Source organism: Gordonia sp. ALPHA1B1 (assembly GCF_005502615.1).
GTDB lineage: Bacteria > Actinomycetota > Actinomycetes > Mycobacteriales > Mycobacteriaceae > Gordonia > Gordonia hongkongensis.
Genome location: NZ_SCOC01000003.1, coordinates 185,640 through 202,977, shown reverse-complemented (window position 1 = coordinate 202,977; position 17,338 = coordinate 185,640). Strand labels below are relative to the sequence as shown.

16 protein-coding genes and 1 riboswitch are annotated in these 17,338 nt (G+C 67.8%); all 16 genes read right to left on the bottom strand.

The annotated features are described in order from the left end of the window. Window position 1: 1 nt before the first annotated feature. On the bottom strand, window positions 2–238 hold the full coding sequence (secG, locus tag FFS52_RS03285; RefSeq protein ID WP_010841002.1) for a preprotein translocase subunit SecG: 237 nt from the start codon (window positions 236–238) through the stop codon (window positions 2–4). Window positions 239–344: 106 nt separating this feature from the next. Continuing rightward, window positions 345–1,133, bottom strand: coding sequence for a triose-phosphate isomerase (gene tpiA / locus FFS52_RS03280; protein WP_065632152.1), 789 nt, complete (start codon window positions 1,131–1,133; stop codon window positions 345–347). A 3-nt stretch (window positions 1,134–1,136) separates the two neighbouring features. Continuing rightward, window positions 1,137–2,348, bottom strand: coding sequence for a phosphoglycerate kinase (locus FFS52_RS03275; protein WP_058250366.1), 1,212 nt, complete (start codon window positions 2,346–2,348; stop codon window positions 1,137–1,139). A 33-nt stretch (window positions 2,349–2,381) separates the two neighbouring features. Then, window positions 2,382–3,401 carry a type I glyceraldehyde-3-phosphate dehydrogenase gene (gene gap / locus FFS52_RS03270; RefSeq protein WP_058250365.1) on the bottom strand — a complete coding sequence of 340 codons (1,020 nt, stop codon included), beginning with the start codon at window positions 3,399–3,401 and terminating at the stop codon, window positions 2,382–2,384. Between the two features lie 159 nt (window positions 3,402–3,560). Continuing rightward, complete coding sequence (gene whiA, locus FFS52_RS03265) at window positions 3,561–4,538, bottom strand: DNA-binding protein WhiA (RefSeq protein ID WP_174316851.1); 978 nt, start codon at window positions 4,536–4,538, stop codon at window positions 3,561–3,563. A gap of 73 nt (window positions 4,539–4,611) precedes the next feature. Further along, a complete protein-coding gene (yvcK, locus tag FFS52_RS03260) occupies window positions 4,612–5,640 on the bottom strand; it encodes a uridine diphosphate-N-acetylglucosamine-binding protein YvcK (protein ID WP_058250364.1) in 1,029 nt (342 codons plus the stop codon). Next, entirely contained in the window at window positions 5,637–6,569 is a 933-nt protein-coding gene (rapZ, locus tag FFS52_RS03255) for an RNase adapter RapZ (protein WP_065632222.1), read from the bottom strand. Before rapZ ends, yvcK begins: the two co-directional genes overlap by 4 nt. Continuing rightward, window positions 6,562–8,619, bottom strand: a complete 2,058-nt coding sequence (gene uvrC / locus FFS52_RS03250) for an excinuclease ABC subunit UvrC (RefSeq protein WP_065632150.1) — start codon at window positions 8,617–8,619, stop codon at window positions 6,562–6,564. Before uvrC ends, rapZ begins: the two co-directional genes overlap by 8 nt. 10 nt (window positions 8,620–8,629) lie before the next feature. Further along, a complete protein-coding gene (locus FFS52_RS03245; protein WP_068971584.1) occupies window positions 8,630–9,118 on the bottom strand; it encodes a PH domain-containing protein in 489 nt (162 codons plus the stop codon). Then, window positions 9,115–9,627: a 6,7-dimethyl-8-ribityllumazine synthase gene (ribH, locus tag FFS52_RS03240; protein ID WP_058250361.1), complete on the bottom strand. Its 513-nt coding sequence runs from the start codon at window positions 9,625–9,627 to the stop codon at window positions 9,115–9,117. Before ribH ends, FFS52_RS03245 begins: the two co-directional genes overlap by 4 nt. Next, the gene (locus FFS52_RS03235; protein ID WP_137808809.1) at window positions 9,624–10,952 is read right to left on the bottom strand and encodes a bifunctional 3,4-dihydroxy-2-butanone-4-phosphate synthase/GTP cyclohydrolase II; all 1,329 of its coding nucleotides are present in this window, start codon (window positions 10,950–10,952) and stop codon (window positions 9,624–9,626) included. The genes ribH and FFS52_RS03235 overlap by 4 nt, the downstream gene beginning before the upstream one ends. Window positions 10,953–10,972: 20 nt before the next feature. Beyond that, window positions 10,973–11,611, bottom strand: coding sequence for a riboflavin synthase (locus tag FFS52_RS03230; RefSeq protein WP_058250564.1), 639 nt, complete (start codon window positions 11,609–11,611; stop codon window positions 10,973–10,975). A gap of 44 nt (window positions 11,612–11,655) precedes the next feature. Next, window positions 11,656–11,812: riboswitch (FMN riboswitch) on the bottom strand. Between the two features lie 82 nt (window positions 11,813–11,894). Beyond that, window positions 11,895–12,920, bottom strand: a complete 1,026-nt coding sequence (gene ribD / locus FFS52_RS03225) for a bifunctional diaminohydroxyphosphoribosylaminopyrimidine deaminase/5-amino-6-(5-phosphoribosylamino)uracil reductase RibD (RefSeq protein WP_137808808.1) — start codon at window positions 12,918–12,920, stop codon at window positions 11,895–11,897. Window positions 12,921–12,924: 4 nt separating this feature from the next. Beyond that, complete coding sequence (gene rpe / locus FFS52_RS03220) at window positions 12,925–13,629, bottom strand: ribulose-phosphate 3-epimerase (RefSeq protein ID WP_058250359.1); 705 nt, start codon at window positions 13,627–13,629, stop codon at window positions 12,925–12,927. 808 nt (window positions 13,630–14,437) lie between these two features. Beyond that, a complete protein-coding gene (locus FFS52_RS03215; RefSeq protein WP_065632146.1) occupies window positions 14,438–16,963 on the bottom strand; it encodes a hypothetical protein in 2,526 nt (841 codons plus the stop codon). Next, window positions 16,963–17,271, bottom strand: coding sequence for a hypothetical protein (locus FFS52_RS03210; RefSeq protein WP_065632145.1), 309 nt, complete (start codon window positions 17,269–17,271; stop codon window positions 16,963–16,965). Before FFS52_RS03210 ends, FFS52_RS03215 begins: the two co-directional genes overlap by 1 nt. Window positions 17,272–17,338 lie beyond the last annotated feature (67 nt).

Here is a 17,338-nt window from a genome sequence, read left to right as displayed (position 1 = left end):
ACTAGCCGGACAGTTTGATGTCGACGCCCACGCCGACGATGAAGATCACCCAGATGAGCCCGACGAAGATCGTCAACCGGTCCAGGTTGCGTTCGACGACGCTCGAGCCCGAGAGGCTGGACTGGACACCGCCGCCGAACAGCGACGACAGACCGCCACCCTTGCCGCGGTGCAGCAGGATGAGCACGATCAGCAACACGCTGGTCACGATCAATCCGATGTCGAGTGCACCTTGCACAGTCACGAGTCGCAACGCCCTTCCGTAAAGCCCCTACATACAGCTGTGGCAGGTCAACCCCCGAAAAGAGGCCAACCTGCCACAGTGTACGCGTGGGTGCGACCCGTCAGGGCAAGGGGCCACCCGCGGCGATCGCCGACAGCGTCGCGAACTCGTCGGACTTCAGCGATGCGCCGCCGACCAAGGCGCCGTCGACGTCGGGACGTCCGACGATGTCGCCGACGTTCTTGGCGTTGACCGATCCGCCGTAGAGGATCCGCACCGATGCCGCGGTCTCGGCGTCGGCGATCTCGACCAGCGCCTCACGGATCGCCTTGCACACCTCCTGGGCATCGTCCGCACTCGCCACCCGGCCGGTGCCGATCGCCCAGACCGGCTCGTACGCGATGACGGTCTGAGCGATCTCGGCCGCGGACAGACCGGCGAGCGATCCCTTGAGCTGCGCCACGTTGTAGGCCACGTGGTCGCCGGCCTCGCGGACGTCGAGCCCCTCACCGATGCACACGATCGGGGTGAGTTCGTGCTTGAGCGCGGCCTTGGTCTTGGCCAGCACGACCTCATCGGTCTCGTTGTGCAGGGTGCGCCGCTCGGAGTGCCCGACCACCACGAAGGTGCAGCCGAGCTTCGCGAGGAACGCACCGCTGATCTCGCCGGTGTAGGCGCCCGAGTCGTGCGCCGAAAGGTCTTGCGCACCGTAGGTGAGCAGGAGCTTGTCGCCGTCGACGACCGTCTGCACGCTGCGGATGTCGGTGAACGGCGGGATGACCGTCACGTCGACCTTGTCGAAGTACTTCGCCGGGAGGGCGAAGGCGATCTTCTGAACCAGCGCGATGGCCTCGAGATGGTTCAGATTCATCTTCCAGTTGCCCGCGATGAGCGGTTTACGAGTCGCCATGGATCAGCTCTCCAGAACCTTCAGTCCGGGGAGTTCCTTGCCCTCGAGGTACTCCAGCGATGCGCCACCTCCGGTGGAGATGTGCGAGAAATCGGAGTCGGGCAGACCCAGAGTGCGGACCGCGGCCGCCGAGTCGCCGCCACCGACCACGGTGAACGCACCGTTGCCCGTCGCACCGGCGATCGCCTCGGCGACACCGCGGGTGCCCGCCGAGAACTTCTCGAACTCGAACACACCCGACGGGCCGTTCCAGAAGATGGTCTTGGCGCCGGAGAGGACCGCGGCAAACCGCTTCACCGATTCCGGCCCGATGTCCAGACCCATCCAGCCGTCGGGAATGGCGTCCGAGGCCACCGTGTCCGATTCGGCGTCGGCGGCGAACTTGTCGGCCACCACGACGTCGACCGGCAGGTGGATGACGTCACCGAACCGCTCGAGCAGGCTCTTGCAGACGTCGATCTGATCTTCCTGCAGCAGCGAGGACCCCACCGAATGCCCTTGTGCGGCAAGGAACGTGAACGCCATACCGCCGCCGATGACCAGCGTGTCGACCTTGGGGGCCAACGCCTCGATGACACCGAGCTTGTCCGACACCTTCGATCCGCCGAGGACGACGGCGTAGGGTCGCGTCACCTCTTCGGTGAGCTTGGACAGCACGTCGACCTCGGCCGCCACCAGCTCGCCCGCGTAGTGCGGGAGCAGCTTGGCGACGTCGTAGACCGAGGCCTGCTTGCGATGCACCACTCCGAAGCCGTCGGAGACGAACGCGCCGTCGTCGCCGACGAGCTCGACCAGCGCCTTGGCGAGCGCCTCGCGCTCGGCGTCGTCCTTGGCGGTCTCCCGCGGATCGAAGCGGATGTTCTCCAGCAGCAGGACGTCGCCGTCGGTGAGTCCTTCCGCGCGGGCCAGCGCGTCGGTGCCGACAACGTCACCGGCGAGCTGCACGTTGCGGCCGAGTTCCTCACCGAGGCGGGCGGCCACCGGTGCCAGCGAGAACTTCGGATCCGGCTCGCCCTTCGGACGACCCAGGTGCGCGGTGATGATCACCTTGGCACCGGCGTCGATGAGCGCGTTGAGCGTCGGCAGGGACGCGAGGATGCGACCCGGATCGGTGATCGTCGACCCGTCGAGCGGGACGTTGAAATCCGACCGGACCAGCACACCCCTGCCCGAAACACCTTCGTCCAGAAGGTCTTTCAGAGTGGGAACACCCATGAGGCGTTGACTCCTAAGGTCGTTGGGGGTGGGTCAGAGCGACTTGCCGACGAGACCGATGAGGTCGACGAGGCGGTTGGAGTAGCCCCACTCGTTGTCGTACCAGGACACGACCTTGGCCTGGTCGTCGATCACCTTGGTCAGGCCGGCGTCGAACAGCGAGCTGTGCGGGTCGGTGACGATGTCGGACGAGACGATCGGTGCGTCGTAGTACTTCAGGATGCCCTTGAGCGGACCGTCGGCAGCGGCCTTGAGCGCGGCGTTGATCTGCTCGGCGGTGGCGGTCTTCGACAGCTGGGCGGTGAGGTCGGTGACCGAACCGGTGGGGATCGGGACACGCAGCGCGTAGCCGTCGAGCTTGCCCTTCAGCTCCGGGAGCACCAGGCCGATGGCCTTGGCGGCACCGGTCGAGGTCGGCACGATGTTGATGGCGGCGGCGCGCGCGCGACGCAGGTCCTTGTGCGGGCCGTCCTGCAGGTTCTGGTCCTGGGTGTAGGCGTGGATCGTGGTCATGAGGCCCTTGACGATGCCGAACTCGTCGTTGAGGACCTTGGCCAGCGGGCCGAGGCAGTTGGTGGTGCACGAGGCGTTCGAGATGATGTTCTGGCTGCCGTCGTACTTGTCGTCGTTGACGCCCATCACGATGGTGATGTCCTCGTCCGAGGCGGGGGCGGAGATGATGACCTTCTTGGCGCCGGCATCGAGGTGTCCCTGAGCCTTGGCGCGGGCGGTGAAGATGCCGGTCGACTCGACGACCACGTCGACGCCCAGGTCGCCCCACGGGATGGCGGCCGGACCTTCCTTGACCTCGAGGGCCTTGATCTTCTGCTCACCGACGACGATGGTGTCGTCGCCCTCGAGGGTGACGTCGTCGGACAGGCGACCGAGGATGGAGTCGAACTTCAGCAGGTGCGCGAGGGTCGCGTTGTCGGTCAGGTCGTTGACCGCGACGATCTCGATGTCGGTGGTGCCCAAAGCTTTTTGCGCTTCGACGGCACGGAAGAAGTTGCGGCCGATCCGGCCGAATCCGTTGACGCCTACCCGAACAGTCACAGTTGTGCTCCTTAGCGGTATTCATGGTCGGGCCTGGTGGTCAAGCCCGGTCTGGCCGCGCGTGAGCGGTCAGCGAAGCACACCTGAGTGGTCACGCCTCCGCCCACGTCGCCACCAGCCTAGTAGGCGACCCTCTGCTCGGCACACCGCAGGTCCGTGTCAGGCCTCGTCGAGCAGCTCGGAGGTCACCGCGGATTCGGTGTCGGGGATGCCGTCTTGGCGGGCCTTCTTGTCGGCCATCGACAGCAGGCGGCGGATGCGCCCGGCGACGGCGTCCTTGGTCATCGGCGGGTCGGCGAGCTGACCGAGCTCCTCCAGCGACGCCTGCCGGTGGGTGATCCGGAGCTGACCGGCCGCGATCAGATGGTCGGGCACCTCGTCGCCGAGGATGTCCAGCGCGCGTTCCACGCGGGCCGCGGCGGCGACCGCCGCACGCGCCGATCGACGCAGATTGGCGTCGTCGAAGTTGGCCAGGCGGTTGGCGGTGGCGCGCACCTCGCGCCGCATCCGGCGTTCCTCCCACACGAGCCTCGTGTCGTGGGCCCCCATCCGGGTCAGCAACGCCCCGATGGCCTCGCCGTCGCGGATGACGACGCGGTCGGCTCCGCGGACCTCGCGGGCCTTGGCCGTGACACCGAGGCGTCGGGCCGCGCCGACGAGGGCGAGCGCCGCCTCCGGCCCGGGACAGCTGACCTCCAGGGCCGACGACCGGCCTGGTTCGGTGAGCGAGCCGTGCGCGAGAAATGCTCCGCGCCAGGCGGCCTCGGCGTCGGCGACACTACCGCCGACGACCTGGGCGGGCAGGCCGCGCACCGGGCGGCCGCGCAGGTCGAGCAGCCCGGTCTGTCGTGCCAGGCCTTCGCCGTCCTTGGTGATCCGCACGATGTAGCGCGCCGACTTCCGCAGCCCGCCACCGCGCAGGACGTGGACATCCGAGGCGTAGCCGTAGAGGTCGTGGATCTCGCGGCGCAACCGGCGCGCCACGTTGCCCATGTCCACCTCGGCCTCGACCACCACGCGACCCGCGACGATGTGCAGGCCGCCGGCGAAACGCAGCAGCGCGGACACCTCGGCTCTCCGGCAACTCACCTGAGTCACCGACAGGCGACTGAGTTCGTCCTTCACCGCCGCCGTCATCGCCACCGGTACCTGTCCTCCTGTCAACAGACCACACGTCCCTCGAGTGAAAATCGCGGAGACATCGCCCGAATCAGGCGTCCGCTCGGTCAGAGTAACGGGTCAGTTCACCTTCGCACAGTTCGTTCACCACGGCGGCGACTTTCGCCGGGTCATGGACCTGCCGGCCCGGCACCGCGACGTCTCCGACATTCAGCTCCGCGCCGAACAATCCGGCCGCACGCACGAGGTGATCGCGCTCCCGTCCCGCGGGCACCGACGACGCGTCCACGAGGACGTGGTCGACGCGGAAGGTGTTCGCATGGGCGTGCAGCACATGGAGGTGACGCTCGACCGAGAACCCCGGGGTCTCCCCCGGCTCGGGGGCCAGATTGACCACGAGCACCTTGCGAGCGCTGCTGCGCTGCAAGGCCTTCAACTGTTCGGGCACGAGCACGTGCGGGATCACGCTCGAGAACCAGGAGCCCGGCCCCAGCATCAGCAGGTCGGCCGATTCTATTGCGGTCAGCGCCGATTCGCAGGCCGGCGGGTCGCCGGGCAACAGCCGGACGCGGCGCACCTTGCCGGGCGTGGTGGCCACCGCGACCTGTCCCCGGATCTCGCGACTGATGCGTGGATCGGCCTCGAGTCCCGACACGTCGGCCTCAATGTCGAGGGGCACGGTCGACATCGGCAGCACGTGCCCCGTGATGCCGAAGATCTCCCGCAACTCGGCGAGGGCCCCCACGGTGTCGCCGAGCACCTCGGTGAGTCCGGCGAGGAGCAGATTGCCGATCGGATGCCCGGCGAGCGCCCCACGGCCGCCGAAGCGGTGCTGGAGCACCTCGGCCCACAGTTCGTGCCGGCGGCGGGCCGCCGGGCCGTCGGCGGCCTGTGCGTCCGGCAAGCCGTCGGGCGTACTCATCAAGGCGGCGAGCGCCATTCGCAGGTCGCCGGGCGGGATGAGTCCGAGTTCGGCGCGCAACCGTCCCGACGACCCCCCGTCGTCGGCGACGGTGACCACCGCGGTGATGTCGGCGCTCAGATAGCGCATCGCGGTCAGCGTCGCGTACAGGCCGTGACCGCCGCCGAGCGCGACGATCCGGGGCTCCCGGGAACTCATTCGCGCCCCAGATCACGATGCATGACCCGGACGTCATAGGACGCGTGGCCGGCGTCGTCGACGGCGCGGCGCAACCGAGCCGACAGTTCCTCGGCGATGGCGACACTGCGGTGCTTGCCGCCGGTGCAGCCGACGCTGATGGTCATGTAGCGCTTGCCTTCCCGCAGGTAACCGCGGCCGACGATCGAGACCAGGCCGGTGTAGAGGTCGAGGAATCCGTCGGCGTCCGGCTGGCCGAGGACATAGTCGCGGACCGGCGCCTCCCGGCCGTTGTGATCGCGCAGCTCGTCGATCCAGTGCGGATTGGGCAGGAAGCGGACGTCGGCGACGAGATCGGAATCGATGGGCAGACCGTACTTGAAGCCGAACGACTGCACCGCGATCGACAGCCGCGGTTCGGTGTCGCCCGGCGCGACGCCCTCGACGATCGCGCGCAGTTTGGCCGCGGTCAGCGCCGACGTCTCCACCACCAGATCGGCCACGTTCTTGATCGGGGCGAGGATCGCCCGTTCGCGGGCGATCCCCTCGACGAGGGTTTCCTTGCCCTGCAACGGATGTCGGCGACGAACCTGCTCGAAACGGCGAACCAGCACCTGGTCGCTGGCGTCGAGGTAGAGGAGCCGGGTCCGGATCCCGGACTCTTCGAGACGGTCCCGCAGCTGTTCGAGCTGATGGGCCAGGTTGGCGTCGGACGCGCGCAAGACCATGGCGAGCCGGGTGATCGCCGGATCGTCTTCGCGGACCATCCCGACCATCGTCGAGATCAGCGAGGGAGGCACGTTGTCGGCGACGTACCAGCCGTCGTCCTCGAGCACGTTCGCCGCGGTGGAGCGTCCCGCGCCGGACATCCCCGTCACGAACAGGACGGTGAAGTCGGTGTCGTTCGCCTCGGCGATCGCCGCGCTCTGCACTTCGGTGTGGTCACTCATCGGCACCTCGTCCCGCGTCACCGGTCGCCACCGTCATCTCCTTCTCGGCCCGCTCCGGGATCGGGGCCGGGTTCGGGGTCTGGTCGGGCGCCGCCACCTCGCCGGAGAGCGCGGTCTGGACCGCACGCGCCGTGGTGAGGCCGATCCCGGGCACCTGGGATATCTCATCCAACGATGCCTCGCGCAGGCGCGCAACCGAACCGAAGTGGGTCACCAGCGCGGTGCGGCGGGTTCGGCCGAGGCCGGGGACCCCGTCGAGCACCGACTCGGTCATGCGCTTGCTGCGCTTGCTGCGGTGGAACGTGATGGCGAACCGATGGGCCTCGTCGCGCACCCGTTGCAGCAGGAACAGTGCCTGGCTGTTGCGCGGCAGGATCATCGGGTCGTCGTCGCCGGGCACCCACACCTCCTCGAGGCGTTTGGCGAGCCCGATCACCGAGACGTCGGTGATGCCGAGTTCGTCGAGGACCGCCGCGGCGGCGTGCACCTGGGGCGCACCGCCGTCGACGACGAAGAGGTTCGGCGGGTAGGCGAACTTCCGCGGTTGCGCCGTGGTGTCGGCCGCCGCGCTGATCTCGCCGGACACCGGTGGCGGCGCATCGCGGTCGGTGCGGTGGCGCAGGAACCGGCGTCGAGTGACCTCGGCGATGGACGCGACGTCGTCGGATCGGCCCTCGCCGGCGGCGTGCCGGATCGAGTAGTGCCGATAGTCGGACTTACGCGGCAGACCGTCTTCGAAGACCACGAGGGAGGCGACCACATCGGTGCCCTGCACGTGCGAGATGTCGACGCACTCGATGCGCAGCGGCGCCTGATCGAGCAGTAGCGACTCCTGCAGTTCGGTGAGCGCCGCCGATCGGGTCGTGAGATCGCCCGCGCGTCGGAGTTTGTGCTGCGCAAGGGCTTCGCCGGCGTTGCGGGCGACGGTCTCGAACAGCGCCTTCTTGTCGCCGCGCTGGGGCACCCGCAACCGCACCCGGCTGCCGCGGAGACCGGACAGCCACTCCTCGAGCTCCTCGGCGTCGGACGGCAACTCCGGCACCAGCACCTCACGGGGTATCGACTCCCCGTGTGCCCGATCGGTCCCGACGTCGACGGTGGCGTCGAAATCGACCTGGGCGCCGTAGAACTGGGTGATGAACTCCCCCACCACATCGCCGTCGGTGCCGTTGTCGCTGCGCTCGACCACCCATCCGCGCTGGCCGCGCACCCGTCCGTCGCGGACGTGGAACACCTGGACCGACACTTCGAGCTGATCGCCGGCGAGCGCGATCACGTCGGCGGTGGTGCCGTCGCCGAGCACGACCGCCTGCTTCTCCATGGCGCGTCGCATCGCACCGATGTCGTCACGCAACCGCGCGGCACGCTCGAAGTCGAGCTCCTCGGCCGCGACGTTCATGTCCCGTTCCATCTTGCGGATCATCAGGTCGGTGCGGCCCGCGAGGAAATCGCAGAAGTCCTCGACGATCTCCCGGTGTTCCTCGGCATCCACCCGCCCGACGCAGGGGGCGGAGCACTTGTCGATGTAGCCGAGCAGACACGGGCGGTCGATCTGCCGATGCCGTTTGAACACACCGGCCGAGCAGGTCCGGGCCGGGAAGACCCGGGTCAGCAGGTCGACCGTCTCGCGGATCGCCCACGCATGCGCGTACGGACCGAAGTAGCGCACGCCGCGCCGGCGCGGACCCCGGTACACGAACAGGCGCGGGTACTCCTCGTTCAGGGTGACCGCGAGCATCGGGTAGCTCTTGTCGTCGCGGTAGCGGACGTTGAAGCGCGGGTCGAATTCCTTGATCCAGTTGTATTCGAGCTGCAGCGCCTCGACCTCGGTGCCGACCACCGTCCACTCGACGGAGGCGGCCGTCGTCACCATCTGACGGGTGCGGGGGTGCAGCGAGGCGATGTCGGCGAAGTACGACGTCAGCCTCGACCGGAGGTTCTTGGCCTTACCCACGTAGATGACACGACGATGCTCGTCGCGGAACTTGTACACCCCGGGATCGGTCGGGATGGACCCCGGGGCGGGTCGGTAGGTAGTCGGGTCGGCCACGTGTTCCAGGCTAGTGTCCGGGCCGGACAGTCCCGCGGTAGCGCTCCTCGAGCTCGCGGAATCGACCCATCGCGTCGATGGCGCGCTGACCGTCACCGGCCTGAACCGCCAGGACAGTGATGTGTTCGTCGGCCGGGAAGAGCAGCCACGCCCCGAAACCCTGCTCCGGGTAGGTGAGACCGAGAACACGGTCCCATTCGAAGAGCCGCGCCGACACCAGGTTGCGCACCTCGACGCCGGCGGCTCCGACGCGCAGTCGCGGGCGGGTGAACAGCAGGATGGCCGCCGAGATGAGCACGCCGATGAGGATGATCGCGATCTGGTCGGAACCGCCGAGATTGCGGACTCCGACGTCGTCGATCGTGAGCAGTAGACCGAACGTGATGTGGATGGCCATCACCACGACCGCGGCGGCGATGGCCCACCGCGGTAGGTTGCGGGGCCGGTAGACCAGGTCCCAGCCGGCGGAGTCGGTCGGCGGGGTGTCCGCGGGACTCACGCCGATGCTCCTCCGACCGCCACCGGGAGGGTTTCGCCACGCGCGAGCGCGCGCAGGGTCAGCGCCGACGCCAGCGCGGCGACCGTCGCCTGTGCGCCCTTGTCCTCCGTCGAGCCCGGGAGTCCGGCCCGTGCGATCGCCTGGTCCTCGGTGAGCACGGTCAGGACTCCGTTGCCGACCGGGGTCGACTCGTCGAGCGACACCCGTGTCAGGCCGGCGGTCACCGCGTCACACACATACTCGAAATGCGGTGTCTCACCCTTGATCACGACGCCCAGCGCCACGACGGCGTCGTGCGTGCGCGCCAGTGCCTGCACGATGACGGGCAGCTCGATGGCGCCGGCCACCTGCACGATGGTCGGGTCGACGACGCCGTTGTCCCGCGCGGCCCGGATGGCGCCGTCGAGGAGCGCGCCGCAGACGACCTCGTGCCACTGCGACGAGACGATCGCCAGGCGCAGCGAGCCGGCGTCGGCCAGTTCGAGGGTCGGCTCTCCGTGGCCGCTCATGCAGGTGCTCCTTCGGACGCGCCGTCGGTGGGCTGGACGTGATCGTCGAGCCCGATCAGATCGTGGCCCATCCGGTCGCGCTTGGTACGCAGGTACCGCAGGTTCTCGGCGTTGGCGCGCACCGGCATCGGGACCCGGTCGACGATGTGCAGACCGTATCCGTCGAGCCCCACACGCTTGGCGGGGTTGTTGGTCAGCAGACGCATCGACCGTACGCCGAGGTCGACGAGGATCTGGGCACCGAGTCCGTAGTCCCGCGAATCGGCGGGCAGGCCCAGTTCCAGGTTGGCGTCGACGGTGTCGGACCCCGCGTCCTGCAGCTGGTAGGCCTGCAGTTTGTGCAACAGCCCGATCCCGCGACCCTCGTGCCCGCGCATGTACAGGATGATCCCGCGGCCCTCGTCGGCCACCATCTCCATCGCGGCGTCCAACTGCGGGCCGCAGTCGCAGCGCAGCGACCCGAAGACGTCGCCCGTCAGGCACTCCGAGTGCACCCGGACCAGGACGTCGTGACCCTCGCCGTCCTCGCCGGTGACGTCTCCCTTGACGAGCGCGACGTGTTCGACGTCGTCGTAGACGCTGGAGTAGCCGACGGCACGGAAGTCGCCGTGCCGGGTGGGGATCCGGGCGTCGGCGACGCGGACCACGTGCTTCTCGTGACGGCGTCGCCACGCGATGAGGTCGGCGATCGAGATCAGTGCGAGATCGTGCTCGTCGGCGAACACACGCAACTCGTCGGTCTGCGCCATCGAGCCGACGTCCTTCTGGCTGACGATCTCGCAGATCACGCCGGCCGGGGCGAGGCCGGCCAGGCGGGCGAGGTCGACCGCGGCCTCGGTGTGCCCGGGACGACGCAGCACGCCGCCCTCCTTGGCTCGCAGCGGGACGACGTGGCCGGGCCGGGTGAAGTCGGCGGCCGCGGCGTCGGGGTCGGCCAGCAGACGCATGGTGGTGGCGCGGTCGGCGGCGCTGATACCGGTACCGATGCCCTCCCGGGCATCGACGGTCACGGTGTAGGCGGTGCCGTGCTTGTCCTGGTTCATCGAGTACATCGGCGGCAGGCCGAGCCGGTCGCAGGCGTCGCCGTCGAGCGGGACACACAGGTAGCCGGAGGTGTAGCGCACCATGAACGCCACCAGTTCGGGGGTCGCCTTCTCCGCCGCGAAGATCAGGTCACCCTCGTTCTCACGATCCTCGTCGTCGACCACGACGACCGCCTTGCCGGCGGCGATGTCGGCGATGGCGCGCTCGATCGTGTCGAAGGCGACGGCGCCGCCACCCTCGGTTGCCGTCGCGTCGTTCCCCTCGCGCGGTGACTCGCTCATCAGAACCTCACTCGTTGTCCTCATTTCGCCCCCGCTACATCAGGAGTACCAGTCGTGTCCGAACCCAGGTGAAGGCGCTCGACGTATTTGGCGATGACGTCGACTTCGAGGTTGACCACGGTGCCGGGTCGGGCGGCGCCGAGGTTGGTCTCGTTGAGGGTCGTCGGGATCAGGGAGATCTCGAACCAGGAGTCGTCGCCGGACCCGCCGACCGCGGACACGGTGAGGGACACCCCGTCCACGGTGATGGAACCCTTCTCGACGAGATACCGGGTGAGCGCCGCGGGCACGGCGATCCGTACGACCGTCCAGTTCTCCGACGGGTTGACCGCGGCGATCGTGCCGGTGCCGTCGACGTGCCCCTGCACGATGTGGCCGCCGAAGCGGCCGTTCGCGGGCATAGCGCGTTCGAGGTTGACGGTGCTTCCGGCGGCGAGGTCGGACAGCGAACTCCGGCGCAGGGTCTCGCCCATCACGTCGACGGTGAACTCACCGGGACGGAGGTCGACGACCGTCAGACACACACCGTTGACGGCGATGGAGTCGCCGTGACCGGCGTCGGCGGTGACCACGGGCCCGCGGACGGTGAATCGGGCGGCGTCGGAGAGATCCTCGCGGTCGGCGATGACGCCGAGTTCTTCCACGATTCCGGTGAACACGCACTCCTCCTGCTCGCTCGGAGCAGACAGGGCGGCCTCGTGTCGCCTGTTCTCTCGCATCCGGACTATGACCGTCGGCTTCGGATTCGCACCGAATCTGCTGTCCCTGCCTGGTGGCAGGCGCTCGCGGGCTGGACGATGCGGATCCACCGCACCCTCATCACCGCCGGTGGGGATTTCCACCCCGCCCCGAGAACTGGTGACATCGACGCTAGCACGGTCGGCGATGTCAGTCGCATTGCGATTCCGGTGAGCGAAATGCGTCTCGGGCATGTCGTCTCGCTCAGCTGTCGCGCGGGGTGGTCGACGGCCGCGACAGTGTGACGAGGACGTCCTCTCCGAGTCGGGTCACCGATCTCGTGCTGAACCGATGGCCGTCGTCGAGGGTGGTCACGCCCGGGATCTCGACCGAACTGCGACCGGCACCCAGCACCAGCGGGGCGACGTAGGCGTGCACCTCGTCGACGAGGCCCGCCGCGAAGAACGCGCCGAGGATGTGTGGCCCGCCTTCGACCAGCACCCACAGCGCGTCGGGCAGCGCGGCGAGGACGTCGGCGGGGTCGTGGGAGTCGATGCGGACCAGCGGTCCGCCGGCCGGATCCCGGAGCCGGGCGTCGGCCGGGATGTCGCGGTGGCCGAGGACCACGCGCGCGGGCTGGTGCGGGTGCAGTGCGCCGTCGGCGGTGCGCGCGGTGAGCGTGGGGTTGTCGGCCAGCGCGGTGCCGGTACCGATCACGATGGCGTCGATCCGGGCGCGCTGTGTGTGCGCGTGGTCGCGAGCCTGCGGGCCGGTGATCCACTGGCTGGTGCCGTCGGGCGCTGCGATCCGGCCGTCGACACCAGACGCGATCTTCGCGGTGACGTGCGGACGGCCCAGATCCTGCCGGGTGAGCCACGGACGGAGTGGTCCGTTCTCGACGTCTTCTGCGGCAACTCCCCCGGTGACGCGCACCCCGGCGGCCTGTAGCGTCTCGGCACCACCGGCGGCGACCGGGTTCGGGTCACTCACCGCGTACTGGACTTCGGCGATCCCGGCCTCGATGAGTGCCTGCGCGCACGGGCCGGTCCGGCCGATGTGGTTGCACGGTTCGAGGGTGACGATCGCGGTGCCGCCTCGCGCGGCCTCGCCTGCGGCTCGGAGCGCCATGACTTCGGCGTGCGGCCCGCCGGGTGGTTGGGTCGCCCCGACGCCGGCGACGGTGCCGTCGGCCGCGAGGATGACCGCGCCGACGGGCGGGTTGGGCGAACTGATCCCCATCGCCTCCCGGGACGCGCTGATGGCGCGTCCCATGGCGACGGCGATGTCCATCGGCTCAGGCCTGGGTCTGTGCCCGCGCGGCGGCGGCCGACTCGCGGAGTGCGGCGACGGCCTGTCCGGGATCGTCCGCGCCGTAGACGGCCGAACCGGCGACGAAGCAGTCGATGCCGGCCTCGGCGGCCTCCTCGATGGTGTCGGCGTTGATGCCGCCGTCGATCTCGACGAGGAGCCGCAGGTCTTCGGCGTCGATGAACTTCCGGATGGCGCGGGCCTTGTCGAGGACCTCGGGGATGAACTTCTGACCGCCGAAGCCCGGCTCGACGCTCATGATCAGCAAGGTGTCGAAGTCGCGCAGGATCTCGAGGTAGGGCTCGAGCGCGGTACCGGGCTTGATCGACAGGCCCGCCTTGGCCCCGGCGGCGCGGATGTCACGGGCGACACCGATCGGGTTCTCGGTGGCCTCGGCGTGGAAGGTGACGTTGTGCGCTCCGGCCTCGGCGTACGGCGGCGCCCACCGCTCCGGGTTCTCGATCATCAGGTGGCAGTCGAGCGGGATGTCGGTGGCCTTCAACAGGCTCTCGACAATCGGGAGTCCGAGGGTCAGGTTCGGCACGAAGTGCGCGTCCATCACGTCGACGTGCAGCCAGTCGGCGCGGGTCTCCCCCGGCTGCGCCACCGCAGCGGCCTCGGCCGCGAGATTCGCGAAGTCCGCGGACAGGATGGACGGGGCGATCATGGGCGCGGTACCGGCGGTGCACATGGTCGACAAGTGTAGGACGCGGGTTCCGCTACGGACGAAAGCGTGCCGGCGTCTCAGACGCCGTTCGCCGGCCAGCCGGGGGACGGGGGCTCAGGCGGGCGCGGGGTTGGGCCGGTTCCCCTAACCGCGTCTTCAGGCAGCACACCTTCGGGGACCGGGTGCGTTCGACAGATCTCCAGTTCCGCAGAGTTGTCGCGCCCGACGGCTGCGAATTCGAAGTGGTCGGCTCGCCACCCCCCGAATACGTCCAGTCGTGCCTCACGAGCGGCGCCACGTTGCCGAGCGGGCGGCGCCTGTCCCGACCGAGTGAAGGTGATCACGGATGGGACTGCACTTTTTGGGTAAGTGGTCCAGGCTCCCGCCCCGCCTGAGTTGTCACTAGAGGCGTAACCGTACTCGCACAGAACGATCTCGTCTTGCGGACCCAGTCGCTCCCGCCTGGACGCGACGAATACGGACGTCCCCACGAGACCGCCCTCAGCGCTTTCGCTCGGGATCGCGCGAACTCGTTGCTCAATCCCCGGTGCCGATGCGTTCACGAACCCCGGATACGCCCACTTCGTGGACTGCCCCTCTCGCGCAAGGTAGAACGACTCCACGTACGCGCGCACGAAGGTTCCTTCAGCAGAGAGTGGATCGAACTCGTCGTTCCCCACCCAGCGGAAGGTGACATCGAATCCGGGTGGCCGAACAGCGCTATGCGCGGGCGTGGTCACGCCCACATCCGGACTGTCGCTCGAACCGCAAGACGAGATTGCGAGGGCCATCATCACGGCCATGCCAACTGCAGCGGGTGGCGCGGATCGCCTCACCAGCCCGCGCCGTCCGCGAAGTTTTTATCGTTCATCCTTGCCAGTTGGTTGTTGTAGTCGGTGAAGAAATAGCTGCCGCGGGCTCCGACAAGCTCCTGAACAACCGATTTGAGAGCGATTCCGTCCCAGCCTGGCGGTAGGCCGTCCTTTGCAACTGAGTCCAGAAAATCCTGATCATAGGCTTGAGATCCATAGATGGACCGGAACGAATCCGTCTCGAGAAACTCCGGATGACTGGATATGTAGCCCTCGAGCATCTCTCGGTACACCAGGTCCAGGTCTGTGTTCTTGTACAAGCTAGCGCGCAAAGAAGCGAATTCAGTCGCTGAACCAACATCCTCAGGATTCGGCGGTAAGCCGGTGACATCGAGCTTGAGCGAGGGAGCCGCTATGTCAATCGCACCCTTGATAGCCGGGCTCAACCCGGGAATACCTGTTGCGAGCGACTTCACGGAATCGAACGCGGCGCCGTGCAGGGCGTAGTCGCGCGCCGCGTCATAACGCCGGTCGGCAGTATCTTCGTCTAGCATCGCGTTCATACCGGCGGTCATTCCACCGTGTAGTCGAGCCACCTTTTCCCCGAGATCAGTGCGCTCTGGGTCGCTACCGAACACCTGTTCAAGCACATTGGCTTGCCAGAGCGCGCTTGTGTTCATCACGCGCCCGGCTTCCGGGTCCGAGGTGAGGATTTGGAACAACGACTTGAACTGATTCGCCTCGCCGAGGGCGGTTACACCGCGAGTGTCGAACAGCGTCGGGTCCACCTCGGCCAGTTCGGCCAGAAACGGACTGACTGCTCGCGCAAGCGTTCTCGTCAGTTCGGGGTTGACCTCACCCAATGAAGCGGACCCGCCGTTCATGTCTTCGAAGTCACTCTTGTTCTCGGCGATGATCCTTGCCAGCTCGCTCGCGATCTGACCGGATCTGACGCCGTCGGCCATGCGCTCGGCAGACACACCATCTGGGGTGCTGGCGACCTCGGGCATCCAATTGAACAACCGGTTGATCCCGTCGTGTTCACGTCCTGCCTTGTCTGCCCAGTCGAACTGGAATAGCTCTTTCATTGCCAGCGATGGGTCGTAGGGCTTCTCGCCCCCATCAAGACTGTGAACTGCCGGCATCGACGAGTGCGAGCCGCCTGTGGCCCCCACCACCGCATCGTGGACGGCAATGTGGTCGGACCCAGCGACTCCCAGCATTCTGTCGAGCAGCCTCTCGACGGACGGGTGCGAGATGGTTTCGTTCCGGTCGGTGATGTAACGCTCGTTTACGTCCCCGCCGGCAATCTCGCTCGCACGAGCAATGATCGCCCTGTCGACGTCGCTCCCGAGCTGGACAGATTGCGACCCGTACGAGGCGAGACCCGAGTCCTCTGACCGGTGCTCCAGGACATCCATGAGGTCGTTGAAGTCGTCAACAGAGCCGAGCCGGGTGACCTCGATCATCCGGCTACCGTCTACGCCAGACGGATCGTTGGAGATGCTCGCCTTCGACGCTGCCGGACCACTCAGAAGGTCCCGTATCGGCGCTGGGAGTTGGTTCAATCCTCCTGCCACGAGTGGCGTATTTGTCCCCAAGACCTCGGCGATCGAATTCGAATCGGTCTGTCTGGTCCGCAAGTTCGGGTTCCCCAGCAGATAGACGCCGTCGCCGAGACCTCGTTTCAGGTTCTCTCGCTCTGCGCCGATGTATCTGTCGCCGAACGACTTCAGCGCATCAAGAGACAGCGGCTGCCCCTCGGGTCCGCCACCCCAACTCGGTGTGTAGATCGCTTTCAGGTAATCGAACTGCTCCTTCGAAATCTCCGCGAAGTCCCCGCGGGCCAACGCGGCCCGCTGTTCCGCGGTCAGGCTGGTCGCACGGAAGAACCGATCTTTCTGCTCCTTCGTGGCACTACCACTCATGATGGCCTGGACATCGATGCTCGCCTGGCCGGGCGAGTAGCTCGACGCGAGTGGCGCATTACCTTCGGCATCGCCAAAGGCTGCCGCGAGAACTCTCGCCCCGTTGCGATCGTCCTCGCCCATCTGATCGGCCAGGGAATGCAACGAGAGGGTCGCCGTCTTCGCCTCCTCCGCTCGGGCGGCCTGAGCGTCGAGAATCGAGCGCTCGGTCGCACTTCCCGCCTCCACGCCCTTGAGCTCGGCCGCATAGTCTCGGGTGTCTCGTACCGTCCAGTCGTCGGCAACGCTGAACTCGTCCCGTTCCAGCCCGAGCGCTCGAACCAGTGCGGTGGTGCGATTCGGACTGATCGCAGACGACGTATCCCGGAGCGCAGTGGCGGCGCGGGTGATGTCGGCCCCGAGTTTGTTGATCTCGGTTCGATCGGAGTCGGTGCGCGTCTCACAACCCCGCTGGGAGTCCCCCACCCACCCTTTGGAGTCACCCGCTTTCATCGGCGCTTCGGCCATCCTCTGGGTGAGATCCCTCAGGTCATCCACGGCCGCGTCGAGCGCAGTCGCGACCGCATCCAGAGACATCAGGTCCCAGCCGTTGACGACGGAACGCGACGGACGCGACATCAGAACTCGCTGATGGCACGGAAGCCGCTGGCCAGGGACTCCTCGGTATCAGCGACGTCACCGGCGGCCTGGTAGCAGGTCTGCGACACCTGGTCCATCCTCGCCGCCGCGCGGCCCAGCAGTGAACGGACGGTGTCGTCTTTGCCGGCGCACGCACCACCGATGGCCGACGCCGGCATCGCCCCCGACGCATCGTCGAAGGCGGACCTCCCACTCCACAGGGCTCGCGCCTCCGAGGAGCATCGAGCAAGCGCATCGCCCACGCCGGTGATGACACCCAGCTCCTCGACACCGAACCGCTCAGCCATACAAACCCCCGAGTTTGCACCGACAACGACGTGGCGGACCGCCACGACGAACAACCTAGTACAGCAT

What these genes read in the sequence shown, in the direction of transcription:
- tpiA (WP_065632152.1), bottom strand. Translation starts at nt 1,133, where the DNA reads ATGGCGACTCGTAAACCGCTCATCGCGGGCAACTGGAAGATGAATCTG.
- FFS52_RS03275 (WP_058250366.1), bottom strand. Translation starts at nt 2,348, where the DNA reads ATGGGTGTTCCCACTCTGAAAGACCTTCTGGACGAAGGTGTTTCGGGC.
- whiA (WP_174316851.1), bottom strand. Translation starts at nt 4,538, where the DNA reads ATGACGGCGGCGGTGAAGGACGAACTCAGTCGCCTGTCGGTGACTCAG.
- yvcK (WP_058250364.1), bottom strand. Translation starts at nt 5,640, where the DNA reads ATGAGTTCCCGGGAGCCCCGGATCGTCGCGCTCGGCGGCGGTCACGGC.
- rapZ (WP_065632222.1), bottom strand. Translation starts at nt 6,569, where the DNA reads ATGAGTGACCACACCGAAGTGCAGAGCGCGGCGATCGCCGAGGCGAAC.
- ribH (WP_058250361.1), bottom strand. Translation starts at nt 9,627, where the DNA reads ATGAGCGGCCACGGAGAGCCGACCCTCGAACTGGCCGACGCCGGCTCG.
- FFS52_RS03235 (WP_137808809.1), bottom strand. Translation starts at nt 10,952, where the DNA reads ATGAGCGAGTCACCGCGCGAGGGGAACGACGCGACGGCAACCGAGGGT.
- ribD (WP_137808808.1), bottom strand. Translation starts at nt 12,920, where the DNA reads ATGGACATCGCCGTCGCCATGGGACGCGCCATCAGCGCGTCCCGGGAG.
- rpe (WP_058250359.1), bottom strand. Translation starts at nt 13,629, where the DNA reads ATGTGCACCGCCGGTACCGCGCCCATGATCGCCCCGTCCATCCTGTCC.
- FFS52_RS03215 (WP_065632146.1), bottom strand. Translation starts at nt 16,963, where the DNA reads ATGTCGCGTCCGTCGCGTTCCGTCGTCAACGGCTGGGACCTGATGTCT.
- FFS52_RS03210 (WP_065632145.1), bottom strand. Translation starts at nt 17,271, where the DNA reads ATGGCTGAGCGGTTCGGTGTCGAGGAGCTGGGTGTCATCACCGGCGTG.